The organism is Streptomyces sp. ADMS (genome assembly GCF_033441795.1).
GTDB lineage: Bacteria > Actinomycetota > Actinomycetes > Streptomycetales > Streptomycetaceae > Streptomyces.
The window spans coordinates 123,257-139,339 of record NZ_JAVFVX010000008.1 but is presented as its reverse complement, the minus strand read 5'-3'; the positions used below and the strand labels follow the sequence as shown (position 1 = coordinate 139,339).

The window sequence follows — 16,083 nt, the reverse complement described above, 5'->3', positions numbered from 1 at the left end:
CAGGCGGCGAGCCGCACCGGCAGCCGGGGCATGACCCAGGGCTGCGGGAGCGGCAGCCAGCCAGCTTGTCGGGCTGACCGGAGTCGGGCTCCCGGCAGAGCAAGTTCTCGCCAACGACCGCCTACGGCCGGATCGCAGGCGAGGGCCGACCAGGGGGCCGATCCTTCACGTGTGTCGCGCAGGCTCACCGAGGGCGGTGGCCGGCACCGCCTCCAGCGGGAGCGATACCCCCTCTCGGCGGACCCCTCCCCACCCAGCCTCCGCGCTGCCGCACTGGCGGGGGCACCAGCTCGCCCCGACGTCTGAGGGAGGGCCGCCCTCCCCGGCGAACGGGCCGCCGGGGGAAGTGCCAGAACGGGACGCACGCGGGGACGGTGCGACGCCTGCGCCTGCTCGTCACCCAGGATGAGGAACTGTCCCAGGTTGCCCAGTCACTGTCGGCAGTCGACGCGAACGAGGGCGAGGAGTCGGTCCCGGCCGGGCTGCTGGCCCTGATCGGCAGCGTGAATGGCCCAGAGGACCTGGCTGAACGGCACGACGACTACATGTTCAACGCGGCCGACCGGCGTCACCCCGAGTGTGCCTCCCTGCTGACGTCGCTGACCGGCCGCCGTCTGCTGCCCAGCCCGGTCATGACCGAGGTCTGCTGGCTGCTGGAGCGCTGGCCCCAGGTCGAAGCGGCGTTCCTCGCCGAGGTCGCACGGGGAACATTCGAGCTGGTCCACCTCACTCCCACCGACCTGACACGCATGGGTGAGCTGGTCCTCCAGTACGCCGACTTCCCGCTCGGCGGGGTCGACGCCTCGGTCACATCGCGGTGGCCGAGCGCTTCGGCGTAGACCGGGTAGCCACCCTCGACCGACGGCACTTCAGCGTCGTCAAGCCCGCCCACGTCCCCGCGCTCACACTCCTGCCATAGGCCGACCAGCGGTCTACACCCCTGGGGGGCAGCGCTGACGGCAACAACCACGGACACCAGGGCACAGCCACGGACGCCAGCGGAGTGCAAAACCGCCGATGACCTGCGAAAACGCAGGTTGGGAGGGGTCGTAAGCACACGTTTTGTGGTCGCGGAGGAGACGGCGGTCCTTGTGCACAACTGTGGATCACAGCCTTCCGGTGGCCGAGCATGCCCGTGTGTAAATACGTCTCAAGGTCCTGGAAACGCGTATAGCGTTGCTTATGAGACTCAACTGTCACCGAGCTCCTATCCGGGAGTTACGCGTGTTCCGATAATTCTCTCAGTGTAATATTCACGTAAAGTGATTGCGCTTGCTGAATAGCCCGTGGGGGACTGCGGGGTACTTTCGGCGTTTCCTTGGAAGAGAGAGTTTCCGACGTGAGATCCACCGCTGTCCGCCGTACCGCCCTCGCCGCCTCCGTCGCCGCGCTCGCGCTTCTCGGCACCGCCTGTGGCAGCTCCCCCGAACCGGCCGCGGCCGCCGCCGGTAGTGGCGACGAGGCCGGCGAGGGAAAGACCGTCGCTAAGGCGCTCACCGCCGCCGAGCTGGAGAAGGCCGCCCTCGTGCAGGCGGACGTCAAGAGCGGGACCGTCACCGAGAAGGTGGAGGACGATGTAGCACAGGACAAGGTGACGTACGACGGCGCGGGCTGTGCGCCGCTGGCGTACCTCCAGTCCGGTACCTACGCCGGTAAGCCGGCGGCCACGGTGAATCGGACGTGGAAGGGCGAGGCCGAGAAGCCTGCCGACGGGGCGAGTGACGAGGAGAAGTCCAAAGCCGCCTCCGACTACGAGCAGGCTTACATCACGCTCGCCTCCTACGAGGACGGCGGCGCCGAGCAGGTGATGAAGGACATGAACACGGCCGTCGAGAAGTGCGCCACCGGGTTCTCCTACACTGTGGACGGTTTGAAGAACGATGTCCTGGCAGTGGCGACGACCACCGCGCCCGGCGGGGCGGACGAGGCGATCGCCTTGACGGTGAGCGTGGACGCCGGGGAAGGCGCGAAGTCGCTGTTGAAGGCCGTGGTCGTCCGTAAGGGCGCCACCGTCGCCTACGTTCCGGTCGTCAACGTCGTCGCGGCCATCACCGGCGAGGACTTCGACTACCCCACGGAGATCATCGAGGCGCAGCTGGCCAAGCTCAACTGATTCACGTCGATCTACTGTTCTTCGATTCGGTTCCCGCAGGGTGCGTTCGTGCCTCTGCGGGAATTTCCGATATCGGGCACGCGGTGCACGGGTGTGGCCTGCGTTCGATCGTAGGCTGCGCAGCATGTGCGGAATCGTGGGTTACGTGGGGTCGCAGTCGGCTCTCGACGTCGTGATGGCCGGGCTGAAGCGGCTGGAGTACCGGGGGTACGACTCGGCCGGTGTGGCTGTGCTCGCGGATGGCGGGCTGGCCGGTGCCAAGAAGGCCGGGAAGCTCGTCAATCTGGAGAAGGAACTCGGCGAACGGCCGCTGCCGACCGGGGGCACGGGCATCGGGCACACTCGGTGGGCCACCCACGGCGGGCCGACCGACGCCAACGCCCATCCGCATCTCGACAACGCGGGGCGTGTCGCCGTCGTCCACAACGGGATCATCGAGAACTTCGCCTGTCTGAGGGCGGAGTTGGCCGAACGTGGGCATGAACTGGCCTCCGAGACCGACACCGAGGTCGTCGCTCATCTGCTCGCCGAGGAGTTCTCCGCGTGTGCTGATCTGGCCGAGGCCATGCGGCTCGTGTGCCGGCGGCTTGAGGGTGCGTTCACGCTGGTCGCCGTGCATGCCGACGAGCCGGATGTCGTGGTCGGGGCGCGGCGGAACTCGCCGCTCGTGGTGGGCGTTGGAGAGGGCGAGGCCTTTCTCGCCTCGGACGTCGCCGCGTTCATCGCCCACACGCGGTCGGCGATCGAGCTGGGGCAGGACCAGGTGGTGGAGCTGCGCCGGGACGGGGTCACGGTGACGGGCTTCGACGGCGGTGCGGGGGACGCGCGGTCGTACTACGTCGACTGGGATGTGTCGGCCGCGGAAAAGGGGGGCTATGACTACTTCATGCTCAAGGAGATCGCCGAGCAGCCCAAGGCCGTCGCCGATACCCTGCTGGGGCGTATCGACGCGGCCGGCTCACTGACGCTCGACGAGGTGCGGATTCCCGCGGGTGCGCTGCGGGAGGTCGAGAAGGTCGTTGTCGTCGCCTGCGGTACGGCCTTTCACGCCGGGTTGATCGCCAAGTACGCCATCGAGCACTGGACGCGTATTCCGTGCGAGGTGGAGCTGGCGAGCGAGTTCCGGTACCGGGATCCGATTCTCGACGCGCGGACCCTCGTCATCGCCATCTCCCAGTCCGGCGAGACCATGGACACCCTGATGGCGCTGCGGCACGCCCGCGAGCAGGGTGCCAAGGTGCTGGCCATCTGCAACACCAACGGCTCGACGATCCCGCGCGAGTCGGACGCGGTGCTGTACACGCATGCGGGGCCCGAGATCGCCGTCGCGTCCACCAAGGCGTTCCTCACGCAGTTGGTGGCCTGCTATCTCGTGGCTCTGTACCTGGGGCAGGTGCGCGGTACCAAGTGGGGCGACGAGATCCGGGCCGTGGTGCGGGATCTGGCGGCCATCTCCGGGGAGATCGAGCGCGTACTGGAGACCATGGAGCCCGTACGTGAGCTGGCGCGTTCGCTCGCCGACAAGAACACGGTGCTGTTCCTGGGACGGCACGTGGGGTATCCGGTGGCGCTGGAGGGGGCGCTGAAGTTGAAGGAACTTGCGTACATGCACGCCGAGGGGTTCGCTGCGGGTGAGTTGAAGCATGGGCCCATCGCGTTGATCGAGGACGACGTGCCGGTGGTTGTCGTGGTGCCGTCGGCTCGGGGGCGGTCCGTTCTCCACGACAAGATCGTGTCCAACATCCAGGAGATCAGGGCCCGGGGTGCGCGGACGATCGTCATCGCGGAGGAGGGGGACGAGGCGGTCGTGCCGTACGCGGACCACCTGATCCGCATTCCGGCTACGCCGACCTTGCTGCAACCGCTGGTGGCTACGGTGCCGTTGCAGGTCTTCGCCTGTGAGCTGGCGACGGCTCGGGGGAACGAGGTGGATCAGCCTCGGAACCTGGCGAAGTCGGTGACGGTGGAGTAGTTCCTCACGGTGGCGAGGAAGGGGGCGAAGGCTTCCTTGGGGAACGTGAGGGTGCGGCTGGCTGGGGCCTTGGAGTCGCGGATGGCTATGTGGGCGGGTGCGTTCGCGATCTCTACGCAGTTGTCACCGTCACCGTCACCCGAGTAGGACGACTTTCGCCAGTTCTCCATGGGTGCCTCACAGCTCCTTCGTTAGCCGGTGGATGAAGTCACGCGACGGGTCGGGTTCGAGTGATACGGCTTCTACCCTACGGAAGCGAGTTCGATAGCTGTTGAGCTGGGCCTCGGAATCGATCAAGAGGGAACCATGGGGTGCGTCGCGTGCCACGGTGTCCAGTTTGGGTACAGCGCCACCCGCATACGTCATCGTGCTTGAGGCTCTGGTGAACCCGTCCAAGTCGAAAGGGATGACGCGCACGGTGATGCGGTCCGCTTCGGATAGCTCAAGAAGCTGGGCGAGTTGAGCCCGAGCGGCGGCGCGATTGCCGACCCTGATGCGTAGGGCGGCCTCGTGGATCACGATCTCATGAGGGAAGGTGACCCGCTTCTGGCGTGCCATTCGGTGTCGGACGCGCAACTCAAGCTCGTCGTGGGTGAGTTCAGGAAGCCGGGCGGAGAAGACCGCGCGGGCGTAGGCCTCCGTCTGCAGGAGGCCCGGTACGTACAGGATGGCTACGTCCTGCTGGAACGTGGAATGGTGATCTAGCTCGGCCAGATCCATGAACGGCGTCGGGATCAGGCCTCGGTACTCTTCCCACCAACCGCGCGTCCGGTCGGTGGCCATCGCGACCAGGGCGTCAATGAACTCCTCGTCCGTGCAGGCGTAGTGGGATGCGAGGCGACGCAGTCGCTGTTCGCTCACCCCTGCGAGTGCGGACTCGATGTGGGTGATCTGCGCGGGGCTCACTCCGAGCAGCGCTGCCGCCTGGCGGGAGTTGAGGCCTGCCGCTTCACGGAGCCTGCGTAGCTCAGTCGCCAGACGGGTCTGGCGGGCCGTTGGTTCGCGCCTCAAAGCTCTCGACTGCTCCTAGGTTCAACGCGCCTGTGGGCGCGACTCGTTCGGGGTCAGATTACGCGACCAGCTTGCCGTATCTCTAGATTTAGATTTACCGTCGGTGATGCGACGCACACTCTGCGGAACGCCGGGACCCCCGGAAGCGCACCACACCGTCCTGCCACGACGACTGCGGCACTGCCACCGCCCGCTGACCGCAACCCCCACCACCGAACGGGAGTTGACGCATGCCCGAAACCGAGACCGACCCCGAATTCACGTCCGATCCCGACTCCTGGGAGTACTCCCTCTACGTCCCCAACGACCTCCGAGCCGTCACCGTCAGCCGCCGTACCCTCCGCCTCATCCTCACCGTGCACGGACTGATCGGCCTCGTCGACGTCGCCGAACTCCTCGCCAGCGAGCTGATCTCCAACGCCGTACGGCACACCAAGGGCCCCGCCGCCCTCCGCGTCCGCTGGTCCGCCGGCGTACTGCGGATCGGGGCCTGGGACGCGGACCCCCGACCGCCGGAGCCGCCACGGGAATTGGGGCAGATCGGCGAGTCGGAGGAGGACGGGCGTGGGCTCGGGATGGTGCTGGCCTGCGCCGATCTGTGGGGGTGGCAGCCGCTGAGCCGGTTCGGGAATCGCGGCAAATTCGTGTGGTGCGAGCTCAACTCGGCGGCGTGAACGTTTTTCCGTCACTCGAAAGAATGAACGCATTTCGATCGCCCCGAAATCCGTCCCTCCACTGAACCAAGGTTGCGTACATGGTCACTTCCGCCCACGAGGGTATGCACCGCATCTTCCAGGAGCGGCCCGAGATCCTGGCTCCCGTGTTCGGGGTGCTCGGTGTTCCATTGTCCGCGAAGGCGACCGTGGACGCTGTCACCACGGACGTGACGGAGACCCGGCCGCTGGAACGGCGCGTGGACACCGTGCTGCGTGTCGGTCCCTCCGACGGAGAGGACTTCCTGCTCGCCATCGAGGCCCAGTCGGGCAAGGTCGACGGCAAGGAGGCGAGCTGGGCGTACTACATCGGGTACCTCCAGGCGAAGTACCGCCTGCCCGTGCTGCTGCTCGTGGTCTGCCAGGACGCGGCCACGGCCAAGTGGGCGGTCGGCCCCTTCGGCTGCGGAACGCGCGGCTGGACAGCTCTGCGGGTGTATCCGCTGGTCGCCGGGCCGGACAATCTGCCAGTGATCACGGACACCAGGACCGTGGCGAAGAACCTCCCACTGGCCGCGCTTTCCGCCCTGGCACACGCCCGCAGCTCCGACTGCGACGCCATACTGGAGGCAATCGGCAGCGCCCTTCAGGAACTCCGGGAAACCGATCCCGCCACCGCTCAGTACTTCTTCGACTTCCTGGAAGTCACGCTGGGTAAGACCCCAGCCGGAAAGAAATGGAAGGACATCATGTCGTTCGTCAGCTACTTCCCCGGCCGGGGGACGGTCCGTGAGACGGCCTATCTCGAAGGCGAGGCCAGGGGTGAGGCCAGGGGTGAGGCCAGGGGTGAGGCGAAGGGGATCCTGTTCGTCCTGGAGGTGCGCGGCATCCCGGTACCGGACAGTGTGCGTGAACGCATCACGACCTGTACCGACCTCGACCGTGTCGACGCCTGGCTGGAGCGCTCCCGCACGGTCGAGCGCGCGGAGGACCTGTTCGACGAGGACCCGGAGGCTGTGCCGAACGCTCCGGAGCAGGACTGACCGATAAATGGTTCTCAGACGGAGGCCGCTCAGGACGAGCCGTCGGAGTTGCTCGACCTCTATCGGTTCACGGCGACGTGCTCGGGCTGGGCATTTCCGCGGACAAGGTGGCGGGCGACTTCGTGTTCGGGCTGGAGGACCTCAGACAGCGCGGTGTTCTTCCCCTTGAGGACATGGCCCGGGTCCGCGCCACCACGGAGGAACACCCTGTGCCGTGGGCCGCAGGTTTCGCCGCGGGGTATCTCTCCGCCTGGGCAGCGGCAGTCCTACTCGTCCTGGACACGCGTGGCGTCGCCATCTCCAAGCATTTCTTCCGGCCCCTCAACCTGTGCACCGACGCGGGTACGCTCACCCGCCTCCTCGAACAAGCCGTCACCGTTGCCCAGGGGACCGATGCGTTCACCGGCGAGTTCACCGAGGATCCGCGTTCCCGGCGGTCGCACGGATCGTAGAGTGCGCGGATGAGCATCATCGGGGTCGGAATCGACGTGGCGGAGATCGACCGGTTCGCGGCGTCCTTGGAGCGCACGCCCGGACTGGCCCAACGGCTCTTCCTGGAGGGCGAGTTGCTGCTGCCCAGCGGTGAGCGGCGTGGGGTCGCCTCGCTCGCCGCCCGGTTCGCCGCGAAGGAGGCGCTCGCCAAGGCGCTGGGCGCTCCGGCCGGCCTGCTCTGGACCGACGCGGAGGTCTGCGTCGAGGACAGCGGGCGGCCCTGGCTGCGGGTCACCGGGACGGTGGCTGCGCGCGCGGAGGAACTCGGGGTGCAGTCATGGCATGTGTCGCTCAGTCATGACGCGGGGGTCGCTTCAGCGGTGGTGGTGGCGGAGGGGTAGGGGCAGGGGCCGGGAGCAGGAGTGCTGCCGACCGGGGTGCCTTTGACCGTGGCCGTCTGATCGCCCAACCCGGCCGGACCTTGCGTCGGATGGCGGACAGGCTTGGGTAGGGCTTCTGAGCGCTTCGGGGGAGACTCGACCCCATGCGAACTGCGTACAGCGTGGAGACGGTACGGGCGGCCGAGCGGGAGCTGATGGCGCGGTCGCCGGAGGGCGTGCTCATGCAGCGCGCGGCGGCCGGACTGGCCGTGGCCTGCGCGGATCTGCTCGGGCGGGTGTACGGGACCCGGGTCGTCCTGCTCGTCGGCAGCGGTGACAACGGCGGCGACGCCCTGTACGCCGGGGCCCGGCTCGCCCGGCGCGGAGCGGGCGTCACGGCTGTGCTGCTCGCGCCGGAGCGCACGCACGCCGGGGGGCTTGCGGCGCTGCGGGGGGCGGGCGGGACGGTGGTGGACGCCGGTGTCGAGTCCGCGTCCGGTGGAGGTGCCGCCGAGGGGGTGATTCTCCGCGCCGATCTCGTCGTCGACGGCATCGTCGGTATCGGGGGGCGGGGTGGGCTGCGGGCCGGTGCCGTGCCGTTGGCGGAGGTGGTGCGGGGGGCGCGGGCCGCTGTGGTCGCCGTCGATCTGCCCAGCGGGGTCGACGCCGACAGCGGTGAAGTGGCTGGGGCGGCCATTCGGGCCGATCTGACCGTGACCTTCGGGACCCACAAGCCGGGGCTGCTCATCGATCCCGGGCGCGAGTACGCCGGGACGGTGCGGCTCGTCGACATCGGGCTGGGGGAGGTGCTCCCCGCGCAGGCCGAGCTGGAGGCGTTGCAACACGCGGACGTCGCCCGGCTGTTGCCGGTGCCCGGGGCCGAGAGCGACAAGTACCGGCGGGGCGTCGTCGGGGTCGCGGCGGGGTCGGCGCGGTATCCGGGGGCTGCCGTTCTGGCTGTCGCGGGGGCGCTGCGGGGCGGGGCCGGGGCCGTGCGGTACGTGGGGCCGGCCGCGGACGCGGTGATCGCCCGTTTTCCCGAGGCGCTCGTGTCCGACCAGGGGCCGCACAGGGCGGGGCGGGTGCAGGCGTGGGTGGTCGGGCCGGGGGCCGGGGAGGACGCAGCGACGGTCGCCGAGGTGCTGGAGGCGGACGTACCCGTGCTGATCGACGCGGACGGGTTGCGGTTGGCGGACCGGGAGGCGGTGCGGGGGCGTGGTGCGCCGACGCTGATGACTCCGCACGCCGGGGAGGCCGCGGCGCTGCTCGGCGTCGCCCGTTCGGAGGTGGAGGGCGCCCGGTTGTCTTCCGCGCGTGAACTTGCCGCGCGTTACGGCGCGACCGTCCTGCTCAAGGGCTCGACCACCCTGGTCGCCGGCCCGGCGGGAGGTGCCGTACGGGTCAACGCGACCGGTACGGGGTGGCTTGCCACCGCCGGCAGTGGTGACGTGCTGTCGGGGCTGTGCGGGTCGCTGCTGGCGGCGGGGCTCTCGGCGTTGGACGCGGGGAGTGTGGGGGCGTATCTGCACGGTCTGGCAGGGAGACTGGCGGCGGAAGGGGCGCCGGTGGGGGCGCAGGATGTCGCGGAGGGGGTGGGGAGGGCCTGGCGGGATGTACGGGGCGTTTGAGGCGCACGGTCGGGTGACCCGGGCGGGGTAGGCGCCACGGTGCTCCTGGTTCCCTCTGAGACACTGGGGGCGCCATGAGTGAGACAGCAGCCCCGCCGGCCACCGCCCCGCGTGCCCGCGCCGAGATCGATCTGGCCGCCCTGCGGGCCAACGTACGGACCCTGCGCGCCCGTGCGCGCGGCGCGGCCCTGATGGCCGTCGTCAAGGCCGACGCGTACGGCCATGGGGCGCTCCGGTGCGCGCGGGCCGCCGTCGAGGCGGGCGCCGAGTGGCTCGGCACCGCCACCCCCGAGGAAGCGCTCGCCCTGCGCCGGCCGGGCTCCGGGATTCCCCGTGACGTCCGGGTCATGTGCTGGCTCTGGACCCCCGGCGGGCCCTGGCAGGAGGCCATAGAGGCCGACGTCGACGTCTCGGTGGGCGGGATGTGGGCCCTGCGGGAGGCCGTCGAGGCTGCCTCCGCCGCTCGGCGGCCCGCCCGTGTCCAGCTGAAGGCCGACACCGGGCTCGGCCGGGGCGGCTGCCAGCCGGGGGACGACTGGTGCGAGCTGGTCGCACAGTCCCTTCGCGCCGAGCGGGACGGGCTGATCCGCGTCACCGGGCTGTGGTCCCATCTCGCCTGCGCCGACGAACCCCGGCACCCGTCCATCGACGCGCAGCTCACCCGGTTCCGGGACATGGTCGCGTACGCCGAGCGGCATGGACTGCGGCCCGAGGTGCGGCATCTCGCCAACTCGCCCGCCGTGCTCAGCCGTCCGGACACGCGCTTCGACCTCGTACGGACGGGCGTGGCCGTGTACGGCATCTCGCCCAGCCCCGAGATCGGGACCCCCGCCGACCTCGGCCTGCGCCCCGTGATGACGCTGGCCGCCTCGCTCGCGCTGGTCAAGCACGTACCGGGCGGGCACGGCGTCAGTTACGGGCACCACTACGTCACCCCCGGCGACACCACCCTCGGCCTCGTCCCCGTCGGCTACGCGGACGGCATCCCGCGGCACGCCTCCGGCACCGGTCCCGTACTGATCGGCGGCAAGTGGCGGACCGTGGCCGGGCGGGTCGCCATGGACCAGTTCGTCGTCGATCTGGGCGGCGACGAGCCCGAAGCGGGCGCGGAGGTCCTGCTCTTCGGACCAGGTGACCGTGGCGAGCCCACCGCCGAGGACTGGGCACAGGCGGCCGGGACGATCGCGTACGAAATCGTCACGCGCATCGGAACCCGGGTGCCACGCGTCTACGTGAATGAACAACCAGAGGGGTAGTCGCCTGAAGGGCTCTTCGGTCGGCGGCACGAGTGACCCCGGCAACCTCAGCAGGCCCAGTCATCCCGTAACTTCAGCAGGCCCAGCAGTTTGGCACCTTCATCAGTTCCATCAGTTCCATCAACTTCAGTGGTAACTCCAGCGAGGAGCGGTACGTGAGCGAGAGCAGCGCGGAGGTCGTCGCGGGCGCCGCCACGGCGGCCGTGGCCTCCGCCGCGGCGGCGACGGCCGGGGGCTGGCGCCGGGCGACCGGCATCGTCGGCGTCGCCATAGGAGTGGTGGCCGCCGGTGCCGCCGCGGGGGTCGCCGTCGAGCGGCTCACCGTGGGACGCGGGATGCGCCAGAAGGCGCGGCTCGCACTCGACTCGGCGGGCCCGTACGGCGCGCTGCGCGGCACTCCGGGCAAGGCGTACGCCGACGACGGCACCGAGCTGTACTACGAGGTCGACGACGTCGACCCGGAGACGGCTCCCGCCCTCACCCCGCGCAGGCGGCGGCTCTTCGGGCGCAAGGCCCCGGCCCCCGTCACCGTCGTCTTCAGCCACGGCTACTGCCTCAACCAGGACTCCTGGCACTTCCAGCGGGCCGCCCTGCGCGGTGTCGTCCGCAGCGTGTACTGGGACCAGCGCAGTCATGGGCGCTCCGGGCGCGGGACCGCCCAGATCGACGACGGGGTGCCCGTCTCCATCGACCAGCTCGGGCAGGACCTGAAGGCCGTCCTCGACGCCGCCGTGCCCGAGGGGCCGATCGTCTTCGTCGGGCACTCCATGGGCGGGATGACCCTCATGGCCTTCGCCGATCGGTTCCCGGACGTGGTGCGGGAGCGGGTGGTCGCGGTCGCCCTCGTCGGTACGTCGTCCGGGCGGCTCGGCGAGGTCAACTTCGGGCTGCCCGTCGCCGGCGTGAACGCGGTACGGCGGGTGCTGCCCGGCGTACTGAAGGCGCTGGGGCAGCAGGCCGAGTGGGTGGAGCGGGGGCGGCGGGCCACCGCCGATCTCTTCACCGGCATCATCAAGCGGTACTCGTTCGCGTCGAGGGACGTCGATCCCGCCGTCGCCCGGTTCGCCGAGCGGATGATCGAGGGCACGCCCATCGACGTCGTCGCCGAGTTCTACCCCGCCTTCACCGAGCACGACAAGACCGAGGCCCTCGCCCACTTCAAGGACCTGCCCGTGCTGGTGCTGGCCGGGGTGGGGGACCTCGTGACGCCCAGCGAGCACAGCGAGGCCATGGCCGACCTGTTGCCGGACGCCGAGCTGGTGCTCGTGCCGGACGCCGGGCACCTGGTGATGCTGGAGCACCCGGAAGTGGTCACCGACCGGCTCGCCGACCTGCTCACCCGCGCGGGCGCCGTGCCGGCAGGGGCTACCGTTTCCGGTTATGGAAGCACCAGCGGCAGCGCACAACCCGGCTGAATCGCGCACAGCACCGGCCACAGCACCGGCCACGGCAGAGACCGTCGTCGACTCACCCGAGCAGATGCGGGAGCTGGGCCGCAGGCTCGCCAGGCTGCTGCGGGCCGGCGACCTCGTGATGCTCACCGGTGAGCTCGGCGCGGGCAAGACGACGCTGACGCGCGGGCTCGGTGAGGGGCTCGGGGTCCGGGGCGCGGTCACCTCGCCCACCTTCGTGATCGCCCGCGTCCACCCCTCCCTCGGCGACGGGCCGCCGCTCGTCCACGTCGACGCGTACCGGCTGGGCGGCGGTCTCGACGACATGGAGGACCTCGACCTCGACGTCTCGCTGCCCGAGTCCGTCATCGTCGTGGAGTGGGGCGAGGGAAAGGTCGAGGAGCTCACCGACGACCGGCTCCATCTCCTCATTCACCGGGCCGTCGGAGACACCACCGACGAGGTACGGCACGTCACCCTCACGGGGGTGGGGGAGCGGTGGGCGACGGTTGACCTGAGCGCCGTGGGAACGTTTGCGTGAATGTTCCGACAATCCGTCGGCAAGATGTTGCGTTCGGCATCTTGCGCGTGGTCACATGGTATCCAGTCCGTGGTTAGGTTTACCTAACCACTTCCGCCCCCCGATCTTCAGGAGGCGTCCATGTCGGCTACCGAGAACACGCCCGCGCCGAAGCCGTACGCGGCCCCCGGGGTGTCCATGCGTGAGCTGCTGGCGGCCGGCGCCGCCGCCCGCGCGGTCTCCACGCCCCCGCGCGTGCCCGACGCACCACTCCGGCAGCCCAAAGCCGCCTGAGCCGCCTCAAGCCGCCTGGATCCACTGCCCTGTCCGGCCGATTCAGCGGATCACGACGACCTTCTCGCCGATCGTCGCGAACTCCCACATCGCGTCCCCGTCCGGCCGGGTCTCCCGGATACCGCCCGTGCGCACCTCCGGGTCCTGCCGTGGAGGCGAACCGTCCACCGCCGCGCTGAAGCCGATGGCCACGCCGTCCACGCCCGTGAACCGCACGACGTGCTCGATCGGCGTGCCGTCGGTCCCCGTGATCGAGTTCGAGCGGGACGTGACCAGATAGCTGCCCGGCGCCGGGTCGACCGTGCCCGGTGTGACGGTGAACGAGCGGCGCGCCCTGCCGTCCTTGCCGACCAGCCACACCCGGTCGTCGTCCAGGGAGTACACGACCCGCTTGCCCGCGCCGGAGCCGTCCGGCAGGGCGCCCGGGTTCCGGGCGTCCCGGGGGACCTTCGAGGTCGTCACCGGAGTGGAGGAGTACGTGCGCTCGGCGCCGGGGCGCTGCGGGGCGTTCGCCGAGGCCTGGTAGGCGAGGAAGCCGACCGTGGCGAGAGCCGCCGCGGTGAGCCCGGCCACGAATCCCGAGCTGCTCCTGGTCACCGGCGCCCACCTCTTCGTCTCGTACGTCCCGTTTCGCGGCGACGGTAGCAGTCGCCGGACCGCCGACCGGGGCGGCCGTACGCGGGTCGCGGGCGCCGTAGGCTGTTCGCGTGCTCTTGCTCGCTCTGGATACCGCCACCCCGGCCGTCACGGTCGCCCTGCACGACGGGACGGCTGTCGTCGCCGCGTCGAGCCAGGTCGACGCGCGCCGGCACGGGGAACTGCTGCTGCCCGCCGTCGACCGGATCCTCGCCGAGGCGGGCACGGGCCTCGACGCCGTCACCGGCGTCGTCGTCGGCATCGGCCCCGGCCCTTACACCGGGCTGCGCGTCGGCCTGATGACCGCCGACACCTTCGGACTGGCGCTCGGCGTCCCCGTGCACGGCGTCTGCACACTGGACGGCCTCGCGTACGCCGCCGACCTCGAAGGCCCCTTCGTCGTGGCGACCGACGCGCGCCGCAAGGAGGTCTACTGGGCGCGCTACGGCGACCCCCGTACGAGGGTGACCGAGCCGGCCGTCGACCGGCCGGCGGACATCGCCGATCAGGTCGCGGGCCTGCCGGCCGTCGGCGCGGGTGCCCTGCTCTACCCGGAGACCTTCCCGGACGCGCACGCGCCCGAGCACGTCTCCGCCGCCGCCCTCGCCTCACTGGCCGCCGAACGACTGGCGGCGGGCGTCGAACTCCCCGCCCCCCGGCCCCTCTACCTGCGCCGCCCCGACGCCCAGGTCCCCAAGAACTACAAGGTGGTCACCCCCAAGTGACGACTGCCGTGCTGCGCGAGATGCGTTGGTGGGACATCGAGCCCGTGCTGGAGCTGGAGAAGAACCTCTTCCCGGAGGACGCCTGGTCGCGGGGCATGTTCTGGTCGGACCTGGCCCATGCGCGCGGGCCGCAGGCGACCCGGCGGTACTTCGTCGCCGAGGACGAGAGCACGGGCGGGAGCAGGCGGATCATCGGGTACGGGGGGCTCGCCGCCGCCGGGGACGTGGCCGACGTACAGACGATCGCCGTCGCCCGTGAGCACTGGGGTACCGGCCTCGGCGCCGTGCTGCTGACCGAACTGCTGCGGGCGGCGACCGCGTTCGAGTGCGCCGAGGTGATGCTCGAGTGCCGGGTGGACAACGTGCGCGCGCAGAAGCTGTACGAGAGGTTCGGCTTCGAGCCCATCGGGTTCCGGCGCGGCTACTACCAGCCGGGCAACGTCGACGCCCTGGTGATGCGGCTGCGCGATCCGTCGGCAGTGGTACCGGCGCGCGAGAACGACATACAGGAAATCGGCGTACAGGAAATCGACGTACAAGGAACCGAGAGCAATGGCTGACTCCAGGGACGTACCGCTCGTCCTCGGCATCGAGACCTCCTGCGACGAGACCGGCGTCGGCATCGTCCGGGGGACCACGCTCCTCGCCGACGCCATCGCGTCCAGCGTCGACGAACACGCCCGGTTCGGGGGTGTCGTGCCCGAGGTGGCCTCGCGCGCGCACCTGGAGGCGATGGTGCCGACCATCGAGCGGGCACTGAAGGAGGCGGGGGTCAGTGCGAAGGACCTCGACGGCATCGCCGTCACCGCCGGTCCCGGGCTCGCGGGCGCGCTGCTGGTCGGGGTCTCGGCGGCGAAGGCGTACGCCTACGCGCTGGGCAAGCCGCTGTACGGCGTGAACCACCTCGCCTCCCACATCTGCGTCGACCAGCTGGAGCACGGCCCGCTGCCCGAGCCGACGATGGCCCTGCTGGTCAGCGGCGGGCACTCCTCTCTGCTGCTCTCCTCGGACATCACCTCCGACGTACGGCCCATGGGCGCGACCATCGACGACGCGGCCGGCGAGGCCTTCGACAAGATCGCGCGGGTGCTGAATCTGGGCTTCCCCGGCGGTCCCGTCATCGACCGGTACGCGCGCGAGGGCGACCCGAAGGCCATCGCGTTCCCGCGCGGCCTGACCGGGCCGCGCGACCCGGCCTACGACTTCTCCTTCTCCGGGCTCAAGACGGCCGTGGCCCGCTGGATCGAGGCGAAGCGGGCGGCGGGCGAGGAGGTGCCGGTGCGTGATGTGGCGGCCTCCTTCCAGGAGGCGGTGGTGGACGTGCTGACCCGGAAGGCGGTGCGGGCCTGCAAGGACGAGCGCGTCGACCACCTGATGATCGGCGGGGGCGTGGCCGCCAACTCGCGGCTGCGGGCGCTCGCCCAGGAGCGGTGCGAGGCGGCCGGCATCCAACTGCGGGTGCCCCGGACCAAGTTGTGCACGGACAACGGTGCGATGGTGGCCGCGCTGGGCGCCGAGATGGTCTCCCGGGGCAGGGCCGCCTCCGACTGGGACCTGTCGGCGGACTCCTCGCTGCCGGTGACCGACCCGCATGTGCCCGGCCATTCCCATGCGGTGAGCGAGGGGAACCTGTACGCGTGACGGTCGCGTTGATGTGGGAGGCACGGGCCGTCGAGGGCCGCGGCGACGAACTCCTCGCCTGGGTACGGGCACAGGAACTCCCGGCGGCGCCGGTGCGCCGGGAGACGCTCCGGGCTCCGCAGGACCGCGTCCTCGTCATCACGTGGTGGGACGCGGAGTACGGTGCCGAGCTGCCCGAACTCCCAGAACCCGACATGGAGTTGGTGACACGGACGGTGCACCGGTGGCGATTTGAGGCACTGGGGGACTGATGTCCCCCTCTCCCGTCGAAGCGTCCCCTGTCCCCTCCGCCACGCCAACGGTGCCCGCGGCCACGCCGGAGGCCGTGGCCGACTCGATCCGACCCGGCCGACCGGACCGCTCTCGATCCGACCCGGCCGACCGGACC

At 70.4% G+C, this 16,083-nt stretch carries 19 protein-coding genes; 16 read left to right on the top strand and 3 right to left on the bottom strand.

Translation table 11 applies throughout. The features are described 5' to 3' along the window. The first annotated feature begins 374 nt into the window (after positions 1-374). The 3 genes from RB628_RS06065 to glmS all read left to right on the top strand — a co-directional run bounded on the left by RB628_RS06065 (position 375) and on the right by glmS (position 4,085). Positions 375-839 (top strand): hypothetical protein, encoded by a 465-nt coding sequence (locus RB628_RS06065; protein ID WP_318319233.1) that lies wholly within the window; start codon positions 375-377, stop codon positions 837-839. Positions 840-1,339: 500 nt separating this feature from the next. Next, the gene (locus RB628_RS06060) at positions 1,340-2,113 is read left to right on the top strand and encodes a hypothetical protein (protein WP_318319232.1); all 774 of its coding nucleotides are present in this window, start codon (positions 1,340-1,342) and stop codon (positions 2,111-2,113) included. A 124-nt stretch (positions 2,114-2,237) separates the two neighbouring features. Continuing rightward, the gene (glmS, locus tag RB628_RS06055; protein WP_318319231.1) at positions 2,238-4,085 is read left to right on the top strand and encodes a glutamine--fructose-6-phosphate transaminase (isomerizing); all 1,848 of its coding nucleotides are present in this window, start codon (positions 2,238-2,240) and stop codon (positions 4,083-4,085) included. Here the strand turns inward: glmS and RB628_RS06050 are convergent. Continuing rightward, a complete protein-coding gene (locus RB628_RS06050; protein ID WP_318319230.1) occupies positions 4,046-4,255 on the bottom strand; it encodes a DUF397 domain-containing protein in 210 nt (69 codons plus the stop codon). The genes glmS and RB628_RS06050 overlap by 40 nt on opposite strands. 7 nt (positions 4,256-4,262) lie before the next feature. After that, positions 4,263-5,096 (bottom strand): helix-turn-helix transcriptional regulator, encoded by an 834-nt coding sequence (locus RB628_RS06045; RefSeq protein WP_318319229.1) that lies wholly within the window; start codon positions 5,094-5,096, stop codon positions 4,263-4,265. A 230-nt stretch (positions 5,097-5,326) separates the two neighbouring features. Here RB628_RS06045 and RB628_RS06040 point away from each other — a divergent pair, with 230 nt between their 5' ends. The 9 genes from RB628_RS06040 to RB628_RS06000 all read left to right on the top strand — a co-directional run bounded on the left by RB628_RS06040 (position 5,327) and on the right by RB628_RS06000 (position 12,693). Then, positions 5,327-5,770: an ATP-binding protein gene (locus RB628_RS06040; RefSeq protein ID WP_318319228.1), complete on the top strand. Its 444-nt coding sequence runs from the start codon at positions 5,327-5,329 to the stop codon at positions 5,768-5,770. A gap of 80 nt (positions 5,771-5,850) precedes the next feature. After that, complete coding sequence (locus RB628_RS06035; RefSeq protein WP_318319227.1) at positions 5,851-6,792, top strand: hypothetical protein; 942 nt, start codon at positions 5,851-5,853, stop codon at positions 6,790-6,792. 77 nt (positions 6,793-6,869) lie between these two features. Continuing rightward, positions 6,870-7,244: a hypothetical protein gene (locus RB628_RS06030; protein WP_318319226.1), complete on the top strand. Its 375-nt coding sequence runs from the start codon at positions 6,870-6,872 to the stop codon at positions 7,242-7,244. A gap of 9 nt (positions 7,245-7,253) precedes the next feature. After that, positions 7,254-7,625 carry a holo-ACP synthase gene (locus RB628_RS06025; protein WP_318319225.1) on the top strand — a complete coding sequence of 124 codons (372 nt, stop codon included), beginning with the start codon at positions 7,254-7,256 and terminating at the stop codon, positions 7,623-7,625. A gap of 143 nt (positions 7,626-7,768) precedes the next feature. Beyond that, the gene (locus RB628_RS06020) at positions 7,769-9,232 is read left to right on the top strand and encodes an NAD(P)H-hydrate dehydratase (RefSeq protein WP_318319224.1); all 1,464 of its coding nucleotides are present in this window, start codon (positions 7,769-7,771) and stop codon (positions 9,230-9,232) included. A 74-nt stretch (positions 9,233-9,306) separates the two neighbouring features. Further along, entirely contained in the window at positions 9,307-10,488 is a 1,182-nt protein-coding gene (gene alr, locus RB628_RS06015; protein ID WP_318319223.1) for an alanine racemase, read from the top strand. A gap of 155 nt (positions 10,489-10,643) precedes the next feature. Beyond that, on the top strand, positions 10,644-11,903 hold the full coding sequence (locus RB628_RS06010) for an alpha/beta hydrolase (RefSeq protein WP_318319222.1): 1,260 nt from the start codon (positions 10,644-10,646) through the stop codon (positions 11,901-11,903). Further along, positions 11,869-12,420: a tRNA (adenosine(37)-N6)-threonylcarbamoyltransferase complex ATPase subunit type 1 TsaE gene (gene tsaE / locus RB628_RS06005; protein WP_318319221.1), complete on the top strand. Its 552-nt coding sequence runs from the start codon at positions 11,869-11,871 to the stop codon at positions 12,418-12,420. The genes RB628_RS06010 and tsaE overlap by 35 nt, the downstream gene beginning before the upstream one ends. Before the next feature lie 120 nt (positions 12,421-12,540). Further along, positions 12,541-12,693: a hypothetical protein gene (locus RB628_RS06000; protein WP_318319220.1), complete on the top strand. Its 153-nt coding sequence runs from the start codon at positions 12,541-12,543 to the stop codon at positions 12,691-12,693. Between the two features lie 42 nt (positions 12,694-12,735). On the opposite strand, the gene RB628_RS05995 is transcribed toward RB628_RS06000, so the two are convergent. Beyond that, positions 12,736-13,290: a hypothetical protein gene (locus tag RB628_RS05995; protein ID WP_318319219.1), complete on the bottom strand. Its 555-nt coding sequence runs from the start codon at positions 13,288-13,290 to the stop codon at positions 12,736-12,738. 110 nt (positions 13,291-13,400) lie between these two features. On the opposite strand from RB628_RS05995, the gene tsaB reads away from it, so the two are divergent. From tsaB to RB628_RS05975, 4 genes are read left to right on the top strand one after another with little or no spacing between them, the layout of a single operon-like run. Beyond that, the gene (gene tsaB / locus RB628_RS05990; RefSeq protein WP_318319218.1) at positions 13,401-14,054 is read left to right on the top strand and encodes a tRNA (adenosine(37)-N6)-threonylcarbamoyltransferase complex dimerization subunit type 1 TsaB; all 654 of its coding nucleotides are present in this window, start codon (positions 13,401-13,403) and stop codon (positions 14,052-14,054) included. A 20-nt stretch (positions 14,055-14,074) separates the two neighbouring features. After that, the gene (rimI, locus tag RB628_RS05985) at positions 14,075-14,614 is read left to right on the top strand and encodes a ribosomal protein S18-alanine N-acetyltransferase (RefSeq protein WP_318319242.1); all 540 of its coding nucleotides are present in this window, start codon (positions 14,075-14,077) and stop codon (positions 14,612-14,614) included. Next, positions 14,607-15,695, top strand: a complete 1,089-nt coding sequence (gene tsaD, locus RB628_RS05980) for a tRNA (adenosine(37)-N6)-threonylcarbamoyltransferase complex transferase subunit TsaD (protein ID WP_318319217.1) — start codon at positions 14,607-14,609, stop codon at positions 15,693-15,695. The genes rimI and tsaD overlap by 8 nt, the downstream gene beginning before the upstream one ends. Next, positions 15,692-15,946, top strand: a complete 255-nt coding sequence (locus RB628_RS05975; protein ID WP_318319216.1) for a hypothetical protein — start codon at positions 15,692-15,694, stop codon at positions 15,944-15,946. The genes tsaD and RB628_RS05975 overlap by 4 nt, the downstream gene beginning before the upstream one ends. The last annotated feature ends 137 nt before the right edge of the window (positions 15,947-16,083 follow it).